Origin of the sequence: Sporofaciens musculi (assembly GCF_009830285.1) — a bacterium.
GTDB classification, from domain to species: domain Bacteria; phylum Bacillota; class Clostridia; order Lachnospirales; family Lachnospiraceae; genus Sporofaciens; species Sporofaciens musculi.
In genome coordinates this window covers 222,506-248,005 of sequence record NZ_WUQX01000003.1, presented here as the reverse complement: position 1 = coordinate 248,005, position 25,500 = coordinate 222,506, and the positions used below count along the sequence as shown (strand labels likewise).

Annotated in this window: 17 protein-coding genes; 4 read left to right on the top strand and 13 right to left on the bottom strand. The window is 41.6% G+C overall.

All coding sequences use genetic code 11. The annotated features are described in order from the left end of the window. Positions 1-9: 9 nt before the first annotated feature. The 4 genes from GN277_RS29005 to GN277_RS28990 all read right to left on the bottom strand — a co-directional run bounded on the left by GN277_RS29005 (position 10) and on the right by GN277_RS28990 (position 5,985). Positions 10-1,179 carry a hypothetical protein gene (locus GN277_RS29005; protein ID WP_159757923.1) on the bottom strand — a complete coding sequence of 390 codons (1,170 nt, stop codon included), beginning with the start codon at positions 1,177-1,179 and terminating at the stop codon, positions 10-12. A gap of 14 nt (positions 1,180-1,193) precedes the next feature. Further along, entirely contained in the window at positions 1,194-4,421 is a 3,228-nt protein-coding gene (locus GN277_RS29000) for a DEAD/DEAH box helicase family protein (RefSeq protein WP_159757920.1), read from the bottom strand. A 47-nt stretch (positions 4,422-4,468) separates the two neighbouring features. Continuing rightward, a complete protein-coding gene (locus GN277_RS28995; protein WP_016222314.1) occupies positions 4,469-5,548 on the bottom strand; it encodes a DUF6094 domain-containing protein in 1,080 nt (359 codons plus the stop codon). Between the two features lie 236 nt (positions 5,549-5,784). After that, entirely contained in the window at positions 5,785-5,985 is a 201-nt protein-coding gene (locus GN277_RS28990) for a YwbE family protein (RefSeq protein ID WP_159757917.1), read from the bottom strand. A 169-nt stretch (positions 5,986-6,154) separates the two neighbouring features. On the opposite strand from GN277_RS28990, the gene GN277_RS28985 reads away from it, so the two are divergent. Continuing rightward, entirely contained in the window at positions 6,155-7,813 is a 1,659-nt protein-coding gene (locus GN277_RS28985; RefSeq protein ID WP_159757914.1) for a hypothetical protein, read from the top strand. 1,475 nt (positions 7,814-9,288) lie between these two features. Then, entirely contained in the window at positions 9,289-10,533 is a 1,245-nt protein-coding gene (locus GN277_RS28980) for a hypothetical protein (RefSeq protein WP_016220718.1), read from the top strand. A 780-nt stretch (positions 10,534-11,313) separates the two neighbouring features. Here GN277_RS28980 and dnaX read toward each other — a convergent pair. From dnaX to GN277_RS28960, 4 genes are read right to left on the bottom strand one after another with little or no spacing between them, the layout of a single operon-like run. Next, positions 11,314-12,687: a DNA polymerase III subunit gamma/tau gene (gene dnaX / locus GN277_RS28975; protein ID WP_159757911.1), complete on the bottom strand. Its 1,374-nt coding sequence runs from the start codon at positions 12,685-12,687 to the stop codon at positions 11,314-11,316. 13 nt (positions 12,688-12,700) lie between these two features. Then, a complete protein-coding gene (locus GN277_RS28970; RefSeq protein ID WP_159757908.1) occupies positions 12,701-13,609 on the bottom strand; it encodes a hypothetical protein in 909 nt (302 codons plus the stop codon). After that, positions 13,584-14,597 carry a hypothetical protein gene (locus GN277_RS28965; protein ID WP_159757905.1) on the bottom strand — a complete coding sequence of 338 codons (1,014 nt, stop codon included), beginning with the start codon at positions 14,595-14,597 and terminating at the stop codon, positions 13,584-13,586. Before GN277_RS28965 ends, GN277_RS28970 begins: the two co-directional genes overlap by 26 nt. Beyond that, positions 14,566-16,305 carry a hypothetical protein gene (locus GN277_RS28960; RefSeq protein ID WP_159757902.1) on the bottom strand — a complete coding sequence of 580 codons (1,740 nt, stop codon included), beginning with the start codon at positions 16,303-16,305 and terminating at the stop codon, positions 14,566-14,568. Before GN277_RS28960 ends, GN277_RS28965 begins: the two co-directional genes overlap by 32 nt. A gap of 775 nt (positions 16,306-17,080) precedes the next feature. On the opposite strand from GN277_RS28960, the gene GN277_RS28955 reads away from it, so the two are divergent. Then, the gene (locus GN277_RS28955; RefSeq protein WP_016220713.1) at positions 17,081-17,929 is read left to right on the top strand and encodes a ParA family protein; all 849 of its coding nucleotides are present in this window, start codon (positions 17,081-17,083) and stop codon (positions 17,927-17,929) included. Further along, complete coding sequence (locus GN277_RS28950; protein ID WP_016220712.1) at positions 17,930-18,976, top strand: ParB/RepB/Spo0J family partition protein; 1,047 nt, start codon at positions 17,930-17,932, stop codon at positions 18,974-18,976. It begins immediately after the preceding gene. 39 nt (positions 18,977-19,015) lie between these two features. Here the strand turns inward: GN277_RS28950 and GN277_RS28945 are convergent, their stop codons facing one another. The 5 genes from GN277_RS28945 to GN277_RS28925 all read right to left on the bottom strand — a co-directional run bounded on the left by GN277_RS28945 (position 19,016) and on the right by GN277_RS28925 (position 25,430). Beyond that, positions 19,016-20,206 (bottom strand): DUF3854 domain-containing protein, encoded by a 1,191-nt coding sequence (locus tag GN277_RS28945; protein WP_159757899.1) that lies wholly within the window; start codon positions 20,204-20,206, stop codon positions 19,016-19,018. Between the two features lie 290 nt (positions 20,207-20,496). After that, on the bottom strand, positions 20,497-21,078 hold the full coding sequence (locus GN277_RS28940) for a hypothetical protein (RefSeq protein WP_159757896.1): 582 nt from the start codon (positions 21,076-21,078) through the stop codon (positions 20,497-20,499). A gap of 86 nt (positions 21,079-21,164) precedes the next feature. Then, positions 21,165-21,500: a hypothetical protein gene (locus GN277_RS28935; RefSeq protein ID WP_159757893.1), complete on the bottom strand. Its 336-nt coding sequence runs from the start codon at positions 21,498-21,500 to the stop codon at positions 21,165-21,167. Between the two features lie 28 nt (positions 21,501-21,528). Beyond that, on the bottom strand, positions 21,529-23,871 hold the full coding sequence (locus GN277_RS28930; protein ID WP_159757890.1) for a TraM recognition domain-containing protein: 2,343 nt from the start codon (positions 23,869-23,871) through the stop codon (positions 21,529-21,531). Continuing rightward, the gene (locus GN277_RS28925) at positions 23,871-25,430 is read right to left on the bottom strand and encodes a replication-relaxation family protein (RefSeq protein ID WP_159757887.1); all 1,560 of its coding nucleotides are present in this window, start codon (positions 25,428-25,430) and stop codon (positions 23,871-23,873) included. The genes GN277_RS28930 and GN277_RS28925 overlap by 1 nt, the downstream gene beginning before the upstream one ends. Positions 25,431-25,500 lie beyond the last annotated feature (70 nt).

Genomic DNA, 25,500 nt, shown 5'->3' with positions numbered 1-25,500 from the left:
TACACCGTTTTATTCTGAAACCGGCATCAGAAAAATCTTATTCTTATCATCTTCATGCTGACGCATCACAATCGGCATCTTATCCGACATCGTTTCTATGATAATATCCTTTTCTTTTGAAAAAACGGACAGGCTGTTCTTGAATTCTTTTTCATTTACTGCCACTGTCTGTATGTCCCCATCCTGTGCACAGATTACAGCGGCATTTGACTGCTCGTCCTTTCCCTGCAGGATTACCTGCGTCTCCCCCTGCTTTTTAATTTCCAGCCAGGGTGTCTCCATTGTAATTTCATAGATTGCAAGCGCCTGAAGAACATTGGTCAGCCGGGCTTTCCACGCTCCCACCCGCTTAGTCCTGTCCATCACCTGCAGTATCGCATCCATCGGAAACGGAATCTCCTGTGTCATGATCATAACCACATCGCTGCCGCATTTTATCCGCAGCATTTTCGCGTCAATCCCTATGGTCACCTTCTTCTTCTCCAGATTCTTTACTGCGTTTCTCAAAGTCTTGCCCTCTATCACCACAGTAATGACTTTATTGTCGGCCGCCCCTTCCTCTTTATTTTTAACCGGGCGGAACGTGACATTCTGGGATTCTGCATAAGCGCAGCGAGTACCGTTGCTGCTTGCCCCTATCATGACCTTCTTTTCCGGATCTATACGGATTCCAACGCAATGCAGACCGCGGCTACCTTTTTCTTCCCCATAGCAGCTGGAGGCAAAGTTCACGAAATTGATAAAATCCTCCGTATGCATCTCAATTTCCTGCAGGAGCCGGCCATCCGGCTTTAACGCCACGATTTTCTGGCCAAGCGGGAGGGTTACTTTATTTCCTGCCGCGGAAATCTTCACATCCTTGTCAATCTCGATTTCAAGGGCCATATCCAGCGCCGCATACGCATTTGCAGCAGCAAGCGCTTTCTTCCCGCTGATATGTACCTCCGCTTCTTCTACATCAGCAGTTACATTACTGATATCCATAGAGCTCACTGCCTGAACCTTCCCGTCAAAGGCAAGGAAGATCCCCTTGCTCATATCCGGCATTCCCTTAATCGATTTGTAAAAAACAATCTTTACCCCGTCACTTTCACTTTTTTGGCTTGATACGGGTATTCCGATTGATACCTTTCTCATGGTTTCTACAAATGCCCCGCTGTGTACTTTCATTTTAAACATAATATCTTATCCTCCTAAAAAAATAATAACTCTAAAAGTTCTTTCAGCTCTGTATCCTCCGGCTCTTCTGAATCCACTGTTTCTTCCTGCTTAAGGGTGATATCCTCCGGCTCCCCTGCATTATGGTTGTCGAAAGCAAAAACCAGATCCAGTATGTCCCGTCCCGTAGCTGCTTCATATTCGCCGAACGGGTCATCCAGGACGGGGACTTCGCTTAAACCCGTCAGTTCAGAAAAAACCATCATCTTTTTATAGCTGGCCGTTTCCCGGCCCTGGTTGTTCCGTTCATTCAGGACATCCATCATCTTCCTTAATCCCTGCTCTTTCTTTTCGCTTTTATCCGCTACAGACTGCGCAAGGATTACGCGCGGGTCTATCCCGCGTGCCATTGTGTACAGCCCTTCCGCCGAGAAATGTCCCTGTATGGAACTGGTCGCAACCTCCTTCGTCGCCACCAGCTCAACGGCATCCATCTGAATGGTCCTCTCTGAAACCAGATAGTATGTCCTGCATTCTTCTGTCTGGTTCAGCCGGTAATGCCTGCGGCTGCTCTGCCAGATTGTAATCATGTCATACCCAAGCTGGTAAAATATAATTGTCGGATAGTTATATTTTTTTTCCTTGATAAACAAATGCAAAATCGAGTCCGGTTGAAACACATTTCGCATTTGTGATGAACACCCTGGCGCCTTCCGCAGCCTTCTGGTGCATCCACTCCTCCCTTTTACTGCGGCGGGATATGCGCTTTCTATCACAACCACCTCATACCCGCACAGGCCGCAGGTTTGTTCTAAAACATTCTTTAGCCGATAGGATATGGATCTTTCCCGTTCTCCGGTATACTCACAGTAGATAAAGCAATTTCTTCCTTCGCCAAGCTCCCTGCTTACAATCTCTTTCAGCTTCTGCTCTTTATTAAGAAGCTTTCCCTCTTCTATCAGGCAGCTTAAGTCTTCCGGTTCTACAATCATCTCCCCTGTCGCAGGGGAAAGTATCGATCCGCGGTTATACGGCATATCCGTATAAGAAAGAGAAAACTGCAGAAAACTCCCCATAATTAGTTTTCCGCTCCTCTCTTTCATTTCCTCCTTCATGCATGCCCTTACCCGGCAATACTCCTCATATATCCGGCTCTCCAAAGGCACGATGACCACATCTTCATATAGCTTCGGAAGATATCTGCTCAGGTCTGAGAGATCCAGGAACAAGGACGTGTCCAGCAAAAATTCTGTAAAGATCAGCACGGATATGCCCGGCAGACAGCGCTGCGGTGTTATCACCCGCCCGCGCGACATTGAATGGTAATTCCCCCCTTCCTTGATTTCATAGACCGTTTCCACCGTTCCGTATTTTTCAACAAACCTCCTTTCTCCCGCACTGCTGTACCGATAGCCTTTTGCCCGCATCCTGCCAGGATCCAGCCTGAACAGCGTATAAAAAAGATCCGATGCATATCCTCCTGCTATTGTTCCTGTCAGTGCCAGCTGTTTCCTGCTTGCCTTTATCAGGTCGTGCATGGCATATCCCTGTGCGCTCCCGCCTGCCTTGTAAGACTGTACTTCATCAAAAATCGCCAGATCAAAATACCCGGCCAGATACTTTTTGATATAACGTGTCAGTCCAAAGCGCCTTGGCCCATAGATGTCCATCTCCTCTATCTCTTCGTCTGTAAGCTGATTGAGCTCCTTGTACAGCATTTCTCTGCCCTTCATAACCCATACAGATTTTCTGCCTTTCATGGCACGGTTCGCATAGTGTGATATTTTCTTCCATTTCTTTGGCTTTTCCTTCGGCTTCCAATACATAATCCTGTTGTCAACCGGTTCACAGGCCGGCATCCACAGAATCTCCCCGCAGCACCGGCAGAAACGGTTCGCACTGTTCTGCTGGGCAAAATTCTCCGGCATCAGGACTCTGTATTCACCTGTCGTCTCATCAATACTTCCCGATCCGTCTGCAGCCAGAAGTATTTCACCGCATTTCGGACATATCATCCCCTTTACGGCCTCTCTTTGTTCCATCAGTTCCCATTTACGGCACCCGCACCCACAAGATGACCGCAGGTCAGCCAGAAACTCCTTCTCACAATGGCTGCATACAGGCACTTTAGGCTTCTTAACCTTTATTTGGGTTGGAGTCGGCATATAGGCATAGGATAATTTCCCGGTGTCTTTCCCGACTATATAATACTCTTTCCCTGCCGGAGTTTTCCCCTTTTTCCTGAGAGCAGTCAGCTGTGACAGCTTTTCAATAATCTCTACCTTCGCATAAGGACTTTCTTCATAGATAAATTCCTCCCATTTATGTACCAGATGCGCCGGACACATGATGATAACCCTGAACTTTATCAGCCTGCCGTCCGTATAAACCTCCTTTACGGTCTTTTCAGAATGCTTCCTAAGATACTCCTGGTTAAAAAAAGCCTCAGCAACCCCCAGCCCCTGAAGGGTCTTGCCTGCTCCCATGCTTTCAATGAGAAATGCATATTTCTTTTTTTTCAGACATTCAACCGCGCCGTTCACGACAGCCGCCTGCTGTGGGTATAAACTCTTGCCGATAAACGTAAGCTCTTCCACTTTATCCTTCATCGATGTCAATGGCTTCAGCAGTCTTTCCAGGTTATCAACCAGCGTATGCCCGTATTTGTTAAAATAATCGTCCATATCTGAGAAATCCAGTGGCCGCTGCTCCTGTTCTGAAATATGGATCTTTTTATCTGACAGACCCGCCTGCAGAATGGAAAGAAGCGCTTCATTTGTCATTTCTGAATGCCAGATTTCATACCCGTCAAACAGCCCTGTTTCCCCGATCACCTTCATCTCCGATATGTGTAAAAGCTTTTTTGCCATGGCTTCCTCTGTCACATACGGGATCCAGCGGCGCAGGATTGGAAATTCAAACTGGTTCATCAGATAGGCATACAACTGCTCTTCCCAGTTCTTTTTCTCAATAAAAAGGTATTCTCTACTGATAAGTCTTGACAGGCTCACACCCTGATACAGACACTCGCGTCCGTTTTGTATCTTTACTTGATAGTTATCCACCTCCGCTGCCGGCGGAAATGTCTCTATATACTTCCCATTCTCTATGATTGCAACAGATTCCGTCCCTAAGCCGATATTGGCACATAAACCCGCCACAGACATAAAATCTTCATTAAAGTTTGACAAGATCAGCAGTCTGCCGTCCGCCGCTACTGCATAATATAGATGGGTAATTATATTCCCTGCTGTTACATGCAAATTCTTTTCCTCCTCGTTAAAAAAAAACAGGCTCCTGCCTGTTCTCCCTACAATCTGCGTATCATTCCACTATTTTCAATAATCTGGAAGCCAACCTTGGAAAATCGCTGAACTGCCTCTACCATTCTGCCATTCTCGTCCATCCGCATCTCACTTTCCTCTACATTTGTAACCATTCCTCTCTGCAGATGCAGGTCACTGGACGCTTCCGAACCCACAAGCCCCTGCCCGGCGCCGGATATTGCCATCAGATACATCTGTCCTGCATTTGGCATGATCGGGGGCCTGCTCAGGTTATCCGCAATAAATTTCTGCTGTGTTATCTTCTCTTTCACCAGATCATTAAGCGCACTCTTTCCCAGACATCTCTTTGCACGCTCGGCATTGAATTCCTTGTTTTTAAATTCCGCTATATCTTTTTTCTTAGATGGCAGCACTCTTATTTTCTTTCCGTCATACCCTTTCGGCAAAAGCGGGATTTTCTCCGGAGAGTCGATATCCTTTTTTATCTTTGCCAGCTGCTCCCCATCTATTGGCCGCTTTTCTGCTTTCCTTCCAATCAGGACTACCTGCTTCCACTTTTTATACTCTTGTTCATGAAAACGGTAGCAGCATTCCGTGATAAAATTCGTGTGCCATGCCTTTAAAAACATAGGCTCGGCCATTACATAATAAGGAATGACAAAAACAAAGATAGCCTGTTCTCTTAGGCATGGTACGATTTTGTTGAAAAATCTCCATTCCAGCCTCTCCCCGTCTTCTTCCCCATAGGGCGGGTTCGCAAAGCAGAAGGAAAATGCGCCTTTTGTGATAACCGCATCTGTCAAAAAATTACCGTAGATACATTCATCAATCAATGGATGATTGATTGCCATATCTGCTGTGGCCTCATTTAACTCTACCCCGAAAATATGTATGTTTTCGTTGTTTCTGCGCCCCATGACCGTAATAATCGCGTTTCCGTCACCGATAGCGGGCTCCAGGCCGCAGACTTCCTCATTTTCTGGGAAATCCAAAAGCCCGGCAATCCATTGGCAGTGTGCCGGGTCTGTATAATACGCCCCAAGCTTTGCCTGATTCATTCTTGTCTGAAAAAATGAATTCTGTTTCTTTACATGTTGCTCCATAAAAATATCCTCCTTTTATATGATTTCCTGACCGCAAAACGGGTAACAAAAAAGCACCCCGCAAGGTGCCCTTTTACTCTGTATGCATAGACCTGTTTCCAGGAATTCCCCCATCTTTCCAAATCTAAAGATTTCGGAATAAAACAAATCAGGTTTGTTCTAGTTTACCATTCTTTCCCTGAAACCGCAATTCTTTTTTCCGTTTAGATTCTCTTTAGATTCTCTTTGTCATTGTTTCACGGCTCCAGTATCTGCTGTACCCTGCCTACCTGCCCATCCTTTAACATGACCTTGATACCTCTGGTATGAACCGGTCGGTTAGTAAGTATCCTGTCCACGTACCCCTCTGTCAGCTTACCTGATTTCTGATCCTTCTTTAAAATGATTTTTACCCGGCTTCCCGGTCTGATATTCCCCCGATACATATGGCTCTCCATATATCCACCTCCCTAGTTATCCATTTTACAGTAACTCCTCTCTTCTTACAACCAGGCACATCTGATTTATTTGTTCCATACTGATAGCTGCTGTCGGAAAAGTTTGCATATTTTTTCCCTTTATAATATAATAAGAAAATAGACGCTTGCTGTTACGGAGGTGAATAAGATGTCAGATATGATAGATAGCAACCAATATGAGAAATATGAAAAGATAGCATTATTCATCCAGCCAAATATCCACAAAAACCTGATTGCCACTTATGAGAAGTATATCAGGGGTAAAAAGCCAGAGTTATATATAGATGAAAACTACATCAAAACCACAAAACCTTTATCCAGGGCATCAGATACGGAGCCTTCTTCCCAGGACAAAAAAGATTCCCGCAGAAAGTCCGTATCACTGGAGGATATTATCACCGTCTGTACATATATTGCACTTTCCAAGGAAAATATTGAGCAGTCGATTCGTACCTACCGCGAGAACCGGCGCGTATATAAAAGGAACTGGTTCAACAGTATCAAGGAAGAAATGGGGCCTCCAGAGAAAATGAGGCCAAAAAATCCCCGGTTATTGAGAAAATATGCGGAATCCACGTCATTAATCAATAATATGGACCGTTCACAGGATGATGACCGGACCATTGAGGAGATCATGCTCGACAAGTACAATGAAATTGACAACTGGCGTTCCGATACGACCGCTCCTATTACAGATTTTTCTTTTACGGCCCAGAAGCCGACCAAGACTCTGGCCAACGCTTTCATCAATGACATCACCTTCGAGTCCCTTCTAATTATAAAGGATGCCTTTGGCGGATCGATTGAAGGCTTTAATACAAAATACCCCACCGAATTCAACGAGCATCCACTATTCTCGTTCCGAAGCACGGTAATGGATTTCGAGCCGCAACTGTTAGAAAATGAACTTACCTTTTTCAACCAGTACAGCTATAAGGACGAAGACAAGGGGATAGAAGGCGACATTACGGTAAAATATAATCCGGACGTGAATCTTCCAAGTACAGTCACGGAAAAAAATCTCTCTAAGATTATGAAAGAGTTCCAGATTAACCTGAAACAGCGGGAACTGGATATGAAAGACCGCGAGATTATGACGCAGCTCTTTAATCTGATCAATGGAGAAACGCTTTCAACCCAGCACATCCGGGTTGATTTAAGGGAATTTACAAGAAGGGTTTTCAATATCCGGGTTCCAAAGAAAAAACACTATGAAGACATTGGAAACCGGCTGGAAAAACTGAAAAACTATGATTATACGATTACTGTGCGGAGCCGGGAGACCGGTGAACTTATTGAAACAACATCCCTTGGATTGCTGAATTACCTGTACATCAACTTCCAGGAGAATTATTTCCAATACACCCCTTCTGAGCAGTGGATCCGCACCTATGTCCAGAAAAAGTACATCAATATTTTAACAGACTCCTATAAAAGTGTTGACTCTCCGCAGACAAAGGGCATCATGATGATCCTTCAACAGGAGCGCCTTACGGAATATGCAAAGAACTCCTATACCAAGACCCTTCCGCTGAATTATTTCCGCCTTCACATGAAACTTCAGAAAATCGGAAACGCTGCCCTGGTCAAAGAGCTGACAAACCATATGTCCATATTGAAATCAGAGCAGATTGTAATTAAAGATTTTGAGTTTATCAATAAAAACTCTGCTGTTACAATCCAGTTCCTCCCACTGGACTCCAAAGAACTGATTGCTTATGAGTTTAATACAAAAGCGCTTGATGATCCTTCAAAGATTATTGATGTAGAATGTGTCGATATCACAAAAACCGCAGGAGCAGATTAAGCTTTCTGCGGTTTCTTGCCCTTAAAACTTTGTCGCTATCTCAATCCGGAACTTTGTCTCCATCTTCCATCACCTATACCGCATATCTCGATTTTGTCGTTATCTTTTGCTGATATACCCCTCATTTTTATCATTTAGTCCGCTTTTTTGGGTGCACTTTTTATCTCTATATGCTCCGATTCATCATTTAGTCCGTTTTTGAGGGTATGTTTTTCTGCTACTCTTTATACCAAACTTACTTTTAGTCCGCTTTTTACGGCACATTTTTTCAGTCTGTACACATTCCCGGTTTCTATTTAGTCCACTAATCCGGGTGCATTTTTCATGAATCTGTATCCCTGCCCCTTTATTTAGTCCACTTTTTCAAGCTCATTTTTTCTATCCATTCCGTTCTCGTTCCCCCATTTAGTCCGCTTTTTCAGGTGTTCTTTTTCACGGAAGGCTGCCGCCATCTGCACCGGATATCACAATAACTGCCGCAATTTAAATACAAATTTTAATTTTGTCGCTATCTTTATCATTCTGTACCAGATAAACTGATTTTGTCGCTATCTTTTTGTTTCAGATAGCAGATCCATTAATTTTGTCGCTATCTTTCCCACGATTCACCCCACAAAAAATGAATTTAGTCCGCTTTTTTAGGTGTTTTTTTCTATTTTTTTTTCATTTAGTCCGCTTTTTAAGGGTACTTTTTTCTTTCAAATTTATTCAGTCTGTTATTTTGGGTGTATTTTTTCTGATTTTTTTATTCAGTCCGTTTTAAAGGGTACACTTTTTTCATTGTATGATTTCCCCCAAAAAATATATCTTTCCCCCAATACAGATCTTTTGAGGAAAATTTGAGAACTCAGCCCTGATTCCTGTTAAAATCTTCTATTCAGTCCGTTTTTTACGGCTTCTTTTTTATAATCTATCATGATTTCCCAATTTAGTCCATAAAAAATGGCTCATTTTTATAAAAATTTTTTCACTTTTTTTCTAAAAAGTCCCGAATCCTAAAAACCCCGTAAAATCAAGGCTTTTCCGCATTTTCCCATTTTCTTGTATCATAAATTTGCAGAAAAAATATATTTAAAATCCCCTTTAAACACATAGTTTTTTCAATTTAGTCCGCTTTTTCGGGTGCGACTTTTTGATTTTACAAATCCCAAAATATGTAGTATATTTAGAATGTTGATAAAAAAATGTGAATAACTTTGTGAAATTTGGCGGTTTCAAAAAAGTTATTCACATCGAATATAAAATATACTTACAGTAGCTTTTCTTGGCGGTTTAGCTACTACTACAATATCAATCAGAGATCAATCATATATACTGCTATTGACCAATGGCTGATACTGCATTAATATTATAGACTATTCTTTCTCTATTTTCAAGTATTATTGCCGAATCAGTCAATATTGGGTGTTTTTGTGGTACAGTCACATATTTTTATTGTTTGTCCTGAATCAATATTCTGACATGAGGTGATTAGCTTGGAATTATCAAAATATGCACGGATTGGTAAAGCTCCTTTTATCAAAGCAATCGGAATTCAGAAAAACCATAAAGAAGTCATATATACAGAAAGCCAGGAACTGGATTATGCAGCGTCTGGCTGTTTTGCGTGCGATAATTACAAGAACATTGATTTTTATGAGTTTATGCCGGAGGAGATTCAGAAAGAAGCCAAGAACCGTTGTAAGAACTGCCCCTGTGCCGTTTACAAAACAGTTGTACATGAAACGTGTAAAAGCGTAAACGAGAAAAATATCTTTGGAAATGCCAAAAGGTTAAAATCCATAGCCTTAAAGCTGCTGCTCATCTATCATTTTGCCAGTCCTGATGAGCATGGCTTAGTTCGCGGCCTTTCCCCCAGAGAGCTGGCCGGCATGCTTGATTGCACCGTCCGTTCCGTTAAAAATGCTAATTCTGTATTGCAGGAATATGGATATATTATGTGTTCATCTGATGGACTTTCTAAAAAAAGGATCCAGGTCATCCTGACCGAATATGAAACATATTCTCTTCCTGCTGATAAAGGCGGCCGGGGATATGCCACATTTAATTATGAATGTCTGGAGAAGCTGATTCAGATTACAGACCTGAACCAGCTCCGGATTTTTCTGCGCGCTGCTTTAGATATTGATACGAACCGTAATCCGGAAAAAGAACTGACTGTCACGCAGGATTATGATTTCCTGCGCCGTTTTCTTCCTAACTACTGTAAGCCAGGAATCATACGGCATGCTTTATCTTCTGTTTCGGAGCTTTTTTCGGTCGCTTTTGACGGTGACGAAGAACATATCCATTTAAAAATGAATCCCCTCTGCCATGGCCGCAGGAATTATGATAAGAATGTTGCACAGAATACTTCCCTTATAAAAGATTACATTTCCAGCCTCGATAAAGCAATGGACTGTATAAACCAGAGTATCCTTACAAAAATCCGGCCCGACGAGGCTGACGCATCCTTTTTGGCCCAGGAGGGAATTCTGACCAAAACTCTGACAAAGCTGGATAAATCCTTATTTGTTCCTTTCCACTTATCCGCAAAGGAATATAAGGACTTAGGGGTTCTCTGCACTACATATACATTTGATGCAGTCAAAAACTGTATCGGTTATGTTTATGAAAATTATAACTCACAGTTTAAAGTCACAAGCATAGGCGCCCTTATACGGACCATTCTCCACGATAAGAATAACCGGCAGGAATCTTCATTATTCCAGACGGCATAATGGGTCTTTTTGTTGTGCCCTTTTTTATTTCCAGCCAGTGATTCCCCTTCTTTTAGCCGGAAAATCAATAAATCTATTCCATTTTTGAAAGGATAACTTTTCCTTACCCTATAAAAACTATTTTGCGATTCATCCATATCTATTGTTATGGGAACAAAATGGAAAATTTTCATCCACAAGTGAAAAATATCATTCTTCTGCGAAAATTTTCATCTACATTATAAAAAAATCTTCCACAGAGGCATACTTTCATCCTCACTGGAAGTTTCTCTCCCGTCTATAATTCCATTTTCCCTTGTAAATACGGGGTTTTTCATATTCAGCATTTATCAATTATATATATAACTATATATGAATTATATTATGATAAATATATTTATATAAGGTTTTACTCCCCTCCCCATACATATATCCACAGAATAATTTTATCAGATTCATAGAACGATTTTAGTATAACATGTTTTTACATTAAATTATAGTTTATTTTCAGAATACCCCATAATCCCATAATCATAGATGAGGTATTCTGAACTACTTAACGTATATATTCGATTTTACAAAAAAACAACCCACAGACATCTATATATTTTGCTGCGATCACGTATACAGGATACAGATTTGTCTTAAAAGAATAGGAATCAGACGTTCTTTCACAGCATTCCAGAATTGTTGCAAATTAAGAAATGTTTTCTCTTCGCATTCTTATATTTCCATTTGTAGTAACCTGTCTGGGAAAATATATAGCTATAATCATACCATACAGCAGGAAGATTAGCAGAGTTAAAGATGACCTCCGAGTAAGCTTAGTATATAATCATCTATTCCGTCATCGGTATCTTCTTTCACATCCTGTGCCGGAACCAGGCCGGCCTGCTCATTTTCAAATGTTTCTGTGTCAACTGTAAATGGATTTTCATCCATGTCTGAGCCTGTATGAAAACTGTCATCGGAATCATTGACGATGTTATCGTTTAATTCAATTTTGTTGGAATCTTCTTTATGCACAGAATCGCATTCATGATTGAGTATTTTTTCCTCCAAAACACTGATTCGTTGAAGCAACACTGCTGTGTCACTTTGAGGGAGTTTTATGTTGCAGCATTTTATCAGGTATACAAGGACGTCCATATAAGGATTCAGACTGTTCCTTATTTTTTCACGAAGAATACTGAATTGCTCCACATACCAGAATAATATTTCAATTTGGCAGGAACTAATTATTTCATACAGTGCATCCCGATATTCTTTTGTATTATATAAAGCTGCAGTTCCAGATGATGCAGAAAGAACGATCCCATCCGTACAGCATTGGAGTATACGTTCGACCAGCTGCACCAAATTTTTTCCTTCTTCGCAGATTCTCTGAAGCAAGAGGATTGCCTGCCTGCCGTCACCATTTACAATCGAACGCATGATCTGCAAAGCAACCTCGCTATCCATAAGGCAAAGGGATTTCATCACATGCTCTACTGTTACTTTTTCACAGGAGATCATTAGCTTTTCTGTGATACTGAGGGCATCCCTCATAGACCCGTCAGCCTGTTTTGCGATCAGCTTTATGGCATCATCCTCATACTGTTTTCCCATTTCAGTTAAAACGGAGGATAGTCTGCCGCAGATTACATCAATTGATATAGTCCGGAACTGGTAAATAGAACATCTGGAACGTATAGTTGCAGGAATTTTATGCATTTCTGTCGTACAGAGTATGAACAGACAATGTTCCGGCGGTTCCTCGATTGTTTTCAGGAGTGCGTCAAATGCAGCTGCTGAAAGATTATGTACTTCATCTATGATATATATCTTTTTCGGCAATATGGTAGGCATATACTGGGCTGATACAATAAGTTCTTTTATATCTGTAATAGAGTTATGCGATGCCGCATCCATTTCAATACAGTCTAATGTTTTTCCTTCCAGAATCGACCTGCAGTTTTTGCATTGATTGCAGGGACCGTTTTCACTTGGGGCCTCACAGCATACTGTTCTTGCAAGGATACGTGCAATGGTCGTCTTTCCTGTTCCCCTGTGGCCTGCAAAAAGATAGGCAGAATCAAATTTTTTTGTTTTACACTGTTCTTTCAGCGTTAAGATATTATTTTCCTGCCCTACTACTTCTTTGAATGTTTGCGGCCTGTATGTTGAGTATAACATAAAATTCCTCCTTTTATTTTATTTGGATTATATATCGTATCAGATTGAAATAATCGTTTTTTGTATAGGAACGTTGAGCCATGAATAAATGCTCCAGTCCATATTCCATGATTTCTAATGCTTGTGATCTTGTATATAACGTATCCGGGAAGGGATATCCCTTACTGGGAACTTTCCCGGTAGATTCTGCTAAAAACTGATAAAAAGGATATAAGAGCATACGTATGTTCCACACAGGATGTGCTTCATGATTTTTGAAGAATTCATTATCGTCTTTTTCTTTCAGTACATGAAGTAATTGCAGTAAATTTTCCCGGAGAGTTATCTGACGGATCCTCCTGTAGCAGTTCATGTATTCATTTATCCCTTCCATAGATGCAGTAATGGAATAAGGAGCATTTTCCGCTAAAAAACCTACGAAGCCGATACAATCCTTATCAATTTTTAATTCCTTCAGATATTTTTCCATCGCTTCTTCCCTAAGCGGGTGAAAAAGGACAGAATAACAGCGGCTTTTGATGGTATCGAGCAGGCTGTCTTTTTCCGAGACAATAATCAGCTTATTACTTGAAGCTCTGTCTTCTAATAGTTTTAAAAGACGGTTTTGTGCTGTCCTCGATACAGTATGGGCACAAAAAAGAATAAATACTTTTACATCTCCAATACTGTTACGGCGGCTCGCTTCGAGAAGCTGTTCAATATCATCTACTTTCAGGGCCGATTGGGTTGTCTGGTAATAGTCGGGATTTTTTTCTAAGTCTGACTCCTGGCACTTTAGAAGCTTTGCAGCTATATATCTTGCCGCAAGCTCTTGCCCAAGCCCTGGAATACCCTGTAGTATAATACCCGGCGGTTCGGTCAATGAGAGATAATTTTCAATCTCGTCCATTGTATCTCTATTTATGTATAGATGTTGGTGCATTTCCAATTCCTCCTTGTAGCTTCGTTTTAGACAAATATAAATAGTTATTGAGTTTTGAAACGTATACTGCCCCACTTTTCTGTTGGTTTTCTGTCATATAAAATTCCATACTACTGATCTGCAAATAAGATGTGTATGCAAGGTTCAATATTAATGCTTCCCGGTTCATAGCCTTCCATCTTTCCTTTTTATAAGCTGTTTGGATCACATTATAAAGAAGATTTTTATCTTCTGTCGAAATATGGTGTTTCATTTCTTTTATATATGATTCAATGATCTGTATGCTTAGGATATCTTTAGGGAGCAGCGCATACTCACTGACTTTTTCCGCTTCAGGAAAAGGCGTATAAAGGTTTGTAATTCCGATGCCGAACAGAAGGGAGCCAGTGATTAGCAAGTCCTCCTGATATGGAATCTTGAGGTCCGGATGGTATGCGTACATCTTTTGCGAACGTATAATCTGGATTGCAATGCTTGTGACAGATACAGTCTGGACGAGCAGGGCGCCGTTATATGCGCCCGAACAGGTCAGGCCGGCAGGAGTTTCAGCCAGCCTGTTTTTTTGACCTTTCAATACCAGATTTAATAGTTCCCGGAAGGGGGCATGTGAGACTAAACTGCTCTGTTTATCCAGCAGGTTTAAATAATGTTCTTTTTCCAGCTCATTTAAACCGTCAATAAAGCTGCTGAGCGAATACTCGGTTACAGGGCTTATTTTTTGAATTGTGAACTCTAACTGGTTCTTGTAGTTTTTTAGCACCTCGCCCCATATTTTGATGACTTTGCCTTTAAAATGAAGGTATCTCTCGTCTATATTATTTTCCCATATCCGTCCGTAGATAACGCCGGTTTTATCCTGGAGTTTCAGGAACAGATATGGGATTCCATTTCCTTCTGTATAGCTTAAGGCAATTTCTTTTAGATAAAACTCTTCTTCCAGTTCTTCTTCCAGATGTTCAGACAGATGCGAAATGTAGATTTTTTTCATATACATCTTCTCCCGTTTTATAAGATATATTTTTCATTCTGTCTAATAAGTTTGTATAATATTCCCCAATCATACTGTTTAGGATTTTATCATCCGGGTAAGCGAAATAAGAGGTTTCTTCGGGCTTTAGAAGGGAACTGACAATGTGAAGATTGCGGAATAAATGTATTTCTCCACATCGTGCAAAAATCTCACACTTTCTTAGAAAATAGTTAAGATTATATTTCCCCTTTTTTGGCAGAATTTCCTTTCCCTCCTCGCGTTCTTTTTCCACAGAAGATATCAGAAGCTGCTGGTATTGCAGTGCCACCTGGTCAAATTCACATTTCATGGACAGGTCGCCGAGCATATCATCAAGCATATGAAAATATTCATGGATAAAAGATGTTGGATGCCTGAAATCAACTACCATAGTATCAATGGAGGGATAATACAGACCAGTTGCATGGTGTTTCCCAAGTTTCCGAAAGCGCAGAGCAACGTTTTTGCTTATATAGCCATTGAAAATATTCTGGTTTAATTTCTTGAATTCTTCCGTTATGGAATCAACCAGATTCAGGTCTACATCTTCGTCAAATTCGATAAAGCCAAAATATGTGTTTAATTCTGAGGATTTCATTTTATGTATGACATGCTTTGGAATATTTTTCTTGGTTTGGTAGGCACGTGCGACTATCCTTTTTAGTTCATTTCGATGTTTTTCTTCCTCTGCAAGATCATGTATGTTTGCGATATAGTGCCTTAATGTCATGAATATGTATTCTCTGTAATAGTAAGGCAGGTCTATCATGGCAGATTTCCCGGAAACATTTAGTAAAATATCATAAGACAGATAGGAATCCCCATATACAAAAGAAAGTAGGTTAAACAGTTCGGAATGGCTTTTGAAATAATCCTTATAGAGTGTTGCCGGTTTGCTTTCGGAACCGGATGCTTTGATATAACAGTTATGTATTGTATTCTCCTGATAACCACAATCGATTAGATAGCTGGAAAACCATTTTGGCAGATCAGTCATATCCCATTTATAATTTTCCAATATCGATACCAAGTCACGAATCAGGTGCTTCATGGTATTTTCGATATCCGGATCGTCAAAAGAATCCATTTTCAGCTGATTAAGCCAGTTTATTCCGAACAAAGGATAAAAAAAGTTTTCGGCATGGTACATATGGATGAAATGACGAGGATTTGATTTGTAATGATAGCTGCCATTAGAGAAACGTTTCCCAGGACTGCATGGAAGATAAAATGTTGTGTCTTTTATTTTAATTGTTAAAATAATGTTCGACCGGCTGACATCCCTGGCTAATCCTTTTTCAAATAAGTTGGATGCAGATTCGATTTTGCAGCCATAGTTTTTATTAACAAAGTGCAATAAAAAAGGAATGCCTTTGCTACTTAGACATTCCTCCGTTTTTATTTCTTTTAGATTTTTTTTGATTTCTCTTTCTATAGCACTTTGTATTTGCTGCTTGGCTTTATATTCTTCCACATCAAGCCGGGGATATTTTAAATCGCACAACCTAACCGTTAGGTTATGAGTTTTAAAAATGACCCGTTCTTTTTTCTCCCTTGCTAATGATAATATTCTTTCCCCTTCTGACAAGTAATTCATGCAATCCTTATCTTCTTGACTTTCATTGGATTTATCTGGTTTATCCTCGATAAGTCCAAGCATAATAAATAGATTTGTTGTTTCGTTCATGTTTTCCTCCTTTTAAAATAAAAAAGACATCAATGGATGTCTGCCTACATAGTATATCAAAACTTATTTCACCTATCGCTAGGGATTGAAAGAAACGGAAAACCAAAGGTCATCCGGGATCAAAAAACAAGTTTTTTAAAGTATATCAATCATGTGTCAGATTGTCAATTCATATGTATGTCTGAGAAAATATTTCGTTACGGTTCAGCTTTTTGATCCATTTATAGTTCGCTTCGCAAAGGGGTGGATTTTTTTGCTGTCACCCTAACGGTTAGGTTCTGTGTTTTATACGAAATGTGGTATGGCCCTATGGTCAGGGATAACAAAATGTTTTTTTAGAATGACCCTAACGGTTAGGTTTTATGATTCCGTAACTGCTTCAGAGTAGCTTTAAAAGCATGCGGAAATACAGACGGCTGGTAAATAAAATTATATAAAGAGATACAATGTATACAAAAACAGTATACAATAATAATATTAAACATAAATAAAGTGAATAGAGTAATTATCAAAACCTAACCGTTAGGGTTTTGGCTTTTACCTGTTTAAACTCTCAGAAAATTAATTCGAGGAAAATGTCGGAATTTCTGATTTTATTTCTTCTGTGGTAAAGCCAGATAATTTAAATTGAAAAATATATTTTTAAAATCTATAAAATATTAATTTGTTCTTAAAGATAAAATTTAAGTTGAAATTATAATTCATATGTGTAATAATAAGAAAAGTAATAAAATATGAAACCTAACGGTTAGGTTGTGCAAAAGGAGGAAGCGGCGTGGCTATTGTAATAGGGGATTATAACAGAAAAGGGGGCGTGGGAAAGACCAGTTCTATCATCAACCTGGCAGCCGAATTTGCATTAGCGGGAAAAAGGGTTCTGCTGATTGACGGGGATTCCCAAATCAATCTGACTCAGTTCTTCTATGAAGACAATGAAGATATTCTGGAGAACGGAAGAGTAAAAGAGGGGATTGATACACTTTATAATTTGTTGGAGGAAGATCTGAATATTCATAATCATATCAGGACCTGTGAATTTTCCGCTCGCAGGAAATGGAGAAACAAATTCAGGAAAATCAATTTAAAACTGGATATTATTCTCGGAAGCGGAGATATGGATTATTACAGTGGAACCGACATGAATCTTCTGAAACGCAAACTTGATATGTTGGATGGATATTATGATTATATATTTATAGATTTTCCGCCCGCACATAATATGGTGACAATGACCTACCTGGTAGCCTGCGATTATGTAATTGTTCCTCTGCATCTCGCCAAGAACACCAGTACGCATGGATATGAAGACGTCATTGACAGGTGCCGCGAAGCGCGGGAGGAATATGGGAATAAGAGACTGCAGGTACTGGGGTTGTTTTATATAAGTACACAATTATATAAAGGGGATCAGAAAGCCTTATATGAATACAGCATGGAGGATGAAACAAGGACTTCCATGCGGCTGTTTCGGACAACGATCCGCCATGATTATTCGAGTATGCAGATTAGCGAGTGGGAGAAAAGGCCGCTTTGCATCAGCTGTGGAAGCAGTGAGATTGCAAAGGATTATAAAATGCTGATGAAGGAGATGGAGGAGAGAATTCAGGAAGAAAGGGGAATATAAATGGCAAAGAGGAGTTTGGCAAGCCAGGCGCTTACAAAACGTAATACGATGCAGAAAGCAGCAAGTAAATCAGAAGATTTCCAGAAGGAGATAACGGATGAAACGAATGTAAATGAACTTCCAGACGAAGTAAAAGAGAAGATAAGGTATCTGGAAGATAACATGCTGGAAGATGATCCTTATAATCTTGAAATATACGGTGAATCTGAAGTGGAAATGCTGTCCCGATCCATGAAGGATTATGGTTTCCAGGGGATCATTCTGGCATATCCGCATGAAGGGAAATACAGGATAGAATCCGGGCACCGCAGGAGAGAAGCAGGGCGGCTGGCCGGTATTGATAAATATCCGGTTCTGGTTACAGAAGCACCAAAAGAGGAATGGGAGCGAAGGATGCGGCTGTTTCTTGGCAATCTGCATGGCAGAAAGGAAAAGCCAATGATTCTGGCAAGACTTGCTCAGGGACTTTTTGAGGCCCATGAAATGGAGATTAAGCATAAGAAAAGGGAAGGGTTGCTCAAAGAAGGGGAGATAACGGCAATTAATGAACTGGTCGCTATTGACATGGAACTGGATATCAAATCCGTTGAAAAGTACCGGGCGCTTTTGAAGCTGATACCGGAGTTGCAGACAATGGCAGATTCGGAGGTTTATTCCTGGTCCGGACTTTCCAGTGCAAGTACATTGAATGAAGAGAAGCAAAGAAGCCTTGCAGAGATGATACGGAAACAGACGGAAAAAGAAGGAGCTGAAAGTGTAAAAAAGGTTCGGATTTTAGAAATGATTAGTAATCTGAAATTAGAACAGCTTTCATCCGATGTGAAATCTGCTGTTGGAAGAAATGAAAAGCCAGAGCAAAAAACGGGTGTGCGCGTCAGGCGTAAAAACGGGACTAAAATAATCATGAAGTGTGCGAAGAGCCTCCATGAGGTATTAGATGAGGAGTCCTTAATCAAGGACAACGAAGTCTCGGTGGTTATCGAAACGCTGGAAGGGCTGAAAAAGAGCATTGATGAGAAGATTGATGCATTAAAAATGGAAACCTAACGGTTAGGGTCTGAGAGGATGGGTACACCATCCTCTATTTTAAACTGGAAATACCTGAGGCTTTACCCCAAGTACCAGAATGTCATCTAATCCTTTTCCGAAACCTGGATTCCAGCTGCCGATATACGTATGAAATGAATGATTTTTTAAAAGTGCTACTAATTTTTTTTCATGCCGATGGACATGCTCATTAACATTTTTATCGGCGTCATAGGCAACAACCGCACTCTTGCATCCCAGAGTTTTCAAAAAATCAAGAACGGATCTACCGGATTTGTCCGTTTTGGTTAATTTGGCATGTGAATTTACACCGGGAAGCGAGATTACAATGCAACGCAGAAAATAGTTTGCAACGATTGCTTTTTTCTCACCCTCTGTAATATAGCATACGCCAGGGTCATCTGTGGAAGGGTGAAAATAGAACCCGATATGGCTGCCGGCCCGGCAGCCATTAAGATATTCATTCGAAAGAATGTTATTGCTATCTTTTGAAGGGTAAAATGAAGAAAAGTTTTTATACTTATCCTTTTCCTTCCCTTTCTCATCTTTTCCTGGATGGTCGAGGCGCAGCCGGATACGGTACAACATTCCGTCAGTATCATAGATAGGTATCAGCATTCCGGGGTGTCCTGTGAAAGTCCATTGAAGATCAGCCTCCTGATAAAAACCAGGAACTCCCTTCAGAGTTTTGTGTTTTTTTAGCAAAAGCTGGCAAATCCTGTGCCGTTCCACATGGTCACTGTAGAACCCTTTGACGCTGTCAAACTTTCTTGGAAAAGACAGGGAACGTATAAAACTATCTCTGATTAAATCCTTTGGCCATCTCTCGGATCGCAATCCTGCATAGTGCTTCTTTGATAAGCAAAGCAGGTTCATAAAATCTGTATAAATTAAATCCAAATCGTTGTTAGGCAGAGGAATGGTCCCATAGTCGGCTGGTGGGGCAGGGGCTTCCTGTGCGGGACGATAGGTGTAACCAAAAGACTTTTCAGATACCCGGCCTCTTTTCTCAATATCAGAATAAAGGCATGAACTGTCAGGAAGCTCCTTTATGTAGTAGTAGGTTTTGCCGTTGACTGGACTCTGTGCTTCGGGAGAGTGGATTCTCCGGCAGACGTAAAGAAGCTGTCCGGGATAAGCGACGTTGTCCGGGATGAGAATGCTGCACCAGTCGGATTTGCCGCAAATTGGACAAGGTTCTGCCTTAGAGACATTACGAAATGTACCCATATATACCTCCCATGGCTTTATAGCCTGTGGCTGCAAATGCAGTCACAATAGATCATATCAACCTGTAATATGACTGCATAATGCAGAAATGGTGGAAGATGGACAAAAGCCCCGGTTCCATCCTGGCATAAAGCAAAAAATAAATTTTAAAAATTATACCATAATAACATGGCATATATTAATGTGAAAAGTATAAAGCGTAAAGGAACAAAAATAATAAGACAAATTTTTAGTGAACAATACAAATCCGATAATTTTGCTGTGAAACCCTAACGGTTAGGTTTTTCCTTTTATCCATGGCAAAGTGAAGCAGCCATTCCCAAAGAAATCTTGCTGATTGTACATCTTCCGGAGTCTTCTTCGATTTCACATTGGTATAATGCATCAAACAACGGTTGAACCAGTACGTTTGTATCCAAAGTAAAATAAAGTGGATACAACGAATCTGTAATGCCTGTTTTACCCGACATATATGGCTTGCGAACCTGAAGATAAACTGGGGGAATATCAGAGATACTCTCTAACAGAAGCAAAATCATATGGCAAGGATATTCCTCTTTGCGCCGGTCAAGCCAGCAAAAGAGCAGGCGGCTGCGAAGAACTATATCAGCATAATTGTCCCCGTTATCCCTTCCGCATAAAAGAAACAGATGGACAGCAGGAGAGGAGCTGTCCCCCTGGCTGGCGGAATAACGGATGTATGCATCCAGAAGGAGCAGATGAGAGCCAATCTGTTTATGCAGATTAAAAAGGATCTTTTTTACGGAATTGCGGTAGGATGCCTGAAAACGAATCAAAAGCTGTGCGGCTGCCATCAACTCAATGATCCGGTAAGCAGGCAATGTCTGGTTGGAGATATATGGGACTTCCATAAGGGAAGAAATATAACTGCGCGCTCCGGGGGGATAAGGAATAAAACCGTAAAGGGGAAACAATCTGACGGGCGCTGCCCTCGCCGTCAGTCTGCATACAGATGGAGCTTAAGGAGAATTCCGGCATCTGACAGCTTTTTCAAATTTCTTTTGTAATCTTGTTTTCGGTAATTTTCCGGAAGAGTGTGGTTTAAAGCATAGTTCAGGTTGTGGGTGTTGACATAGCAGTAGGTTCCGAGAAGCTTCAGGATTTCAAAGTCAACAGAGTTTAACAACCCTTTTAATGCAAGGGTGTCGATTTCGGTGTGCGAGCAGTTTTTGTTCCTGTTTTCAATCTGTATTTGGTATCCTTCTTGAAAATGAAATGGACTGTGGGTCATAAAGGCGTCGGTTTTATAATTTTTTAGTTTTTTTATTGCCATAATATCCTCCTACTATATTAGGGTGTAATCAGAATAAACCGTCTAAAGATTCGCTGCCATCGGGTACAGGCGGCCGGGATTCCTGCGTCTGGGAAGGAGACGGCATTTTTGGCGCTGCACTGCGTCTGGTTTCGGAAGAATCAAAATCATAACAACAGTATTCAGAAACAAGTTCTCTTCCAGAAAATGCAGCACAGCTGTTTCCGGCTAAGGATGAGGCGGGGGTGGCAGAAGATGCAGGGCCAGTATATGGCCTGAAAATTTCAGCAGAGAAAGACTCTCTTTTTTGGGGAGACCAGTCTTCGGGCTTTAAAAATTCGACTCTTGCATGCAATGGCGGGAGCGGACGGCCATTCTTGGTGGTAAAAAGAGTGATTTCCTGAAAATCCTTCATACGGATATCTGTCTCCTCCACCAGATTTTTCTGCGTACATGTCTCTCTTGAAGAATAAGAGAGAGAAGGCGAATCATCTGACAGGGCTGTCTCAGAAACGGTTGACTGTTCCTCCACCTCATCATGGATTCCTGCCATTGCAGAAAATACTTCCATATCTGACAGTGAAGAACGTCCGAATACAAAAATATGGGCGCAGCCTAAGATTACGCCTTTCAGATACTTTGTGATTTCGTTTTTCTCAAACTGGTCTAAAGTCTGGATTGCACAGAACATGGCTACCCGGAATTTCCTGAATAAGGAGAAATTTTTCTCTAGAGAACTGTGGATCAGCACAGGAAGCTCGTCAACATAGAAGAAGTGCGGAATCCTTGTTTTTTCTGTTCCTGGACGGGACAATACCGCATTGTTGAATGAGAGCAGAAAAAACAGACCGAATGCAATCGCGTTGCTGTCACCGGAGGCAAGGTCGTAATTGCAGACTGTAATCTCCCCGTTTTCAAGAATCTGGTCAAAGTCAATGGAGGCTTGCGCACAGTAGACATCTTTGCTTTCTGGCATCAGTAAAAACTCATTGATGATATTCCTGGTACCACGGCTCTGATCCTCCATCTTTGGACGGCCTTTCCCAAGGAGGTCCTCCCGGATATATTGAGAGATAAAGGAATAACGCTTCTGCTCCCTGTCAAGCTCGTCCAGTTTGCTCACATAAGGCGGCAGGAGGTCGAAGTTGTTAATGAGCAGCTGCAGGTCAGCAGGGGTGGCCTGGCGTTTGTAAAGGACAGGAACCGTGTTCATGACAAGAATGGCCAGGTTTGCAAGCATCTGCCTGTTGAGTCCGGTGAAATAGGAATCTGCCTTCCCCTTCAGATCGGTAATTACCTGCATGACATCTGAAAAGATGACCGCTTTTTTAACAATAGCCTGATGGAGTGCATTGCCGCTTAGAGAAGGTGATATAAAAAATGGGTTCATGCCAGTCCAGTTTGGCTTGAGTGTTCCTTCAAAGGTGTGTGTTGCGTCAATTCTGTGATAGGGAATGCCGCGTGCCTCACACAGCCTGCATACGTCATCTGTCAGAGAATCCTCCGGTGCCAGAACCGTAATTCCGCAGACCGGATACTGCATGCGGATAGATTCGGGAGAGGCGTAAGTGGCGGCAGTTTCGGTGCAGCTGTCCGGCATTGCTTCTTTGGCAGGACGAAAATTGGACAGGGAAAAATATGAGAAAGAGCCGGTATAGGTATATAGGCCGTCCTGCACAAGCTTGTGCATAGCCTTTATCTGTTCCTGCTCTGCCTGACAACGCATATCCAGATCGTCACGGATTGCGGGCAGAATCGTGGAAGACGTTTTCCCGGTTCCACTGGTTCCGTCTACCAATGTATGCAGAAAACGGTCTGTTTCTGATATGGTAATACGTTTCCCGCTGCGGATGTCCCTGGCGATAGACAAAGGATACTGGATCCTTCTTTTTTGCTTTCCGGTTTGCAGATAATAGGTCAGCTTAAAGGAAAGAATAACACTGCGGCTTTTTGCGTCCCTGGCTGGGCGGAGGAAAGACTTCATCAGTATATAAAAAAGCGGCAGGAGAGGGAGCTCTGTAATCAGGCGGGCAAGAAAAAGAACCATGCCCTTTGTAAAGATTTCGTCTGTCTCAATCGCAAGAACAGAGGGAAGGAATAACTTTGATAAAAGCTGAAATACAACTGTAATGATTATGAGTGTTTCGTAATACAGGGTTGCAATATAGGCGGCAAGCTTAAAACGGTGATAGTTAAACGCTTCTGAGACGGTAGATAAGAGCCAGAGAAGTATCGGAAACGTCATAGCGCAAAAACGATAAACAAAGCCGCAAGGGAGCAGTGAATAGTCGATTCGGTACAGTGCAAAGATAAACCGAAGGCTGTACGCAAGCAGATGGCAGAGGAACAGACCATAGGCAACTGCAGGAAAAGAACGGTTTGTTTTATTCATTAACAGGTCTCCTTTCTGGTGACGATCCGGAGCTGGCCGTCAAATTCGTCACATTCAAAAATAACGGGAAGCTTGCTGCCGTCAGCCAGAAAAATAGCTGGCGGCGGGTTAAGATGAAGAGGGCGGCTGCAGTCAATCATCAGTACAGTAGTGTTTTTGCCAGGTGTTTTGCAGAGGGATTCTATATCTGTAAGATTCTGGACGGATGAAAATAAAAGCAGGAAAACCGGTGTTTTGGCATCGGTCCCGGACTGGAAAAATTTCTGAATACGGATACGGGAGCTTAAATCTATAGTAAGATGTTCACACGCTATATAGCCGTATTTTTTATGGCAGAATCCTTGGAAGAAACGGAGCTCTGTCTGATCCTGGCGTATGATTCGCAGTGGGTGCTGATATTCCCAGCCATCTGTATTCAGCCCGTTAAATAAGAGACATTTCAGGAGCTGCTCTGGAAAATCATATTCATAGGGCATAATATACGGCTGGTAAAGAGGGAGCCTGTGATTGGGAACGGTGAAAATCGGATTTCCATTTAAAGCGTGGGACACGAGCGAAGGATGTTCGCTGTAAACACGCCGGAAATGTGAATGCACCCGTTTTTGAAACAGTTCATCCATATCCAAATCCTGCATATCAGAATAACTGGTATCATCAAGATACATTTTCTTCAGGGTATATACATCTGCGAGGCTGTCCATTTCCGGATGGCGGCTGTGCAGGCTCTGGAAGACTTGGATTTCATTCGCCGAGATCGTTCTTTTCAGCGCAGAACATTCCAATACCTGGAGGAACTGCCGGTAATCCAGCGGTACTTTGCAGTCTTCCTCAAAGATAAACCATATTTTCGTAAAATGCAGGAGAACACGGTACAGGGAGAAGGAAGGCTTTGCAGTGAGGGAGCGTTTGTGTGGAAAAGCAAGACAGAAGATCAGGATGTTTCCGGTCTCGTTTTCTCTGAGGATGCCCGCCTGCCGGTAATGCTGCAGTTTCTGAAGAATGACATTTTCGGATTGTGTATTGTTATCCTGTTCAATATAGTATTTTGTGTGTGGAGTAATAAGGATTCCGTCACACCTTGGCTCGGCTTCTTTTCCGGGGGATGCCAAGGGCTTTAGTGGGTATTCTAAAATCCATGGTACTGGATGGCTTTTTGGGGAACCGATATAAACAAAATAAAAATCGTTTGCCCGGATTCGGTGGTATATCTGCTGTGTGCCTGCCGGTAAGCGTTTTTCCAGGCTTATCTGCAGGTATTCCAGAAGAATAGGAGGAAAAAGCGATTTCAGTATGGAGCGTCCTTTTGGGGTAAGGAAATAATATTTATTTTGATGTTGGTTTGGCAGTTTTCTTGACTGGATAAGCCCGTCTTTTTCCAACGTCTTGAGAGAAAGCCTTCCGGCGGTCTCTGTTTTTCCATGAAGATTGCAGAGGGCAAGTTGTCTGTAGGTAATCAGGCCGGTCTGTGACAGCAGGAACAGGTCTGCCTGTTTCTTTTGCAAAGAAAAAAGCCCGGCGCTTTCGCACAGGCTTTTTTCAAAATATGTCTTTATCTGCATGTTTTCTCCTTTCGTTTGATAATGGTTTCGTGTAGAATCAAGAGACCTGTCTCCAGGAATTGCTAAACGA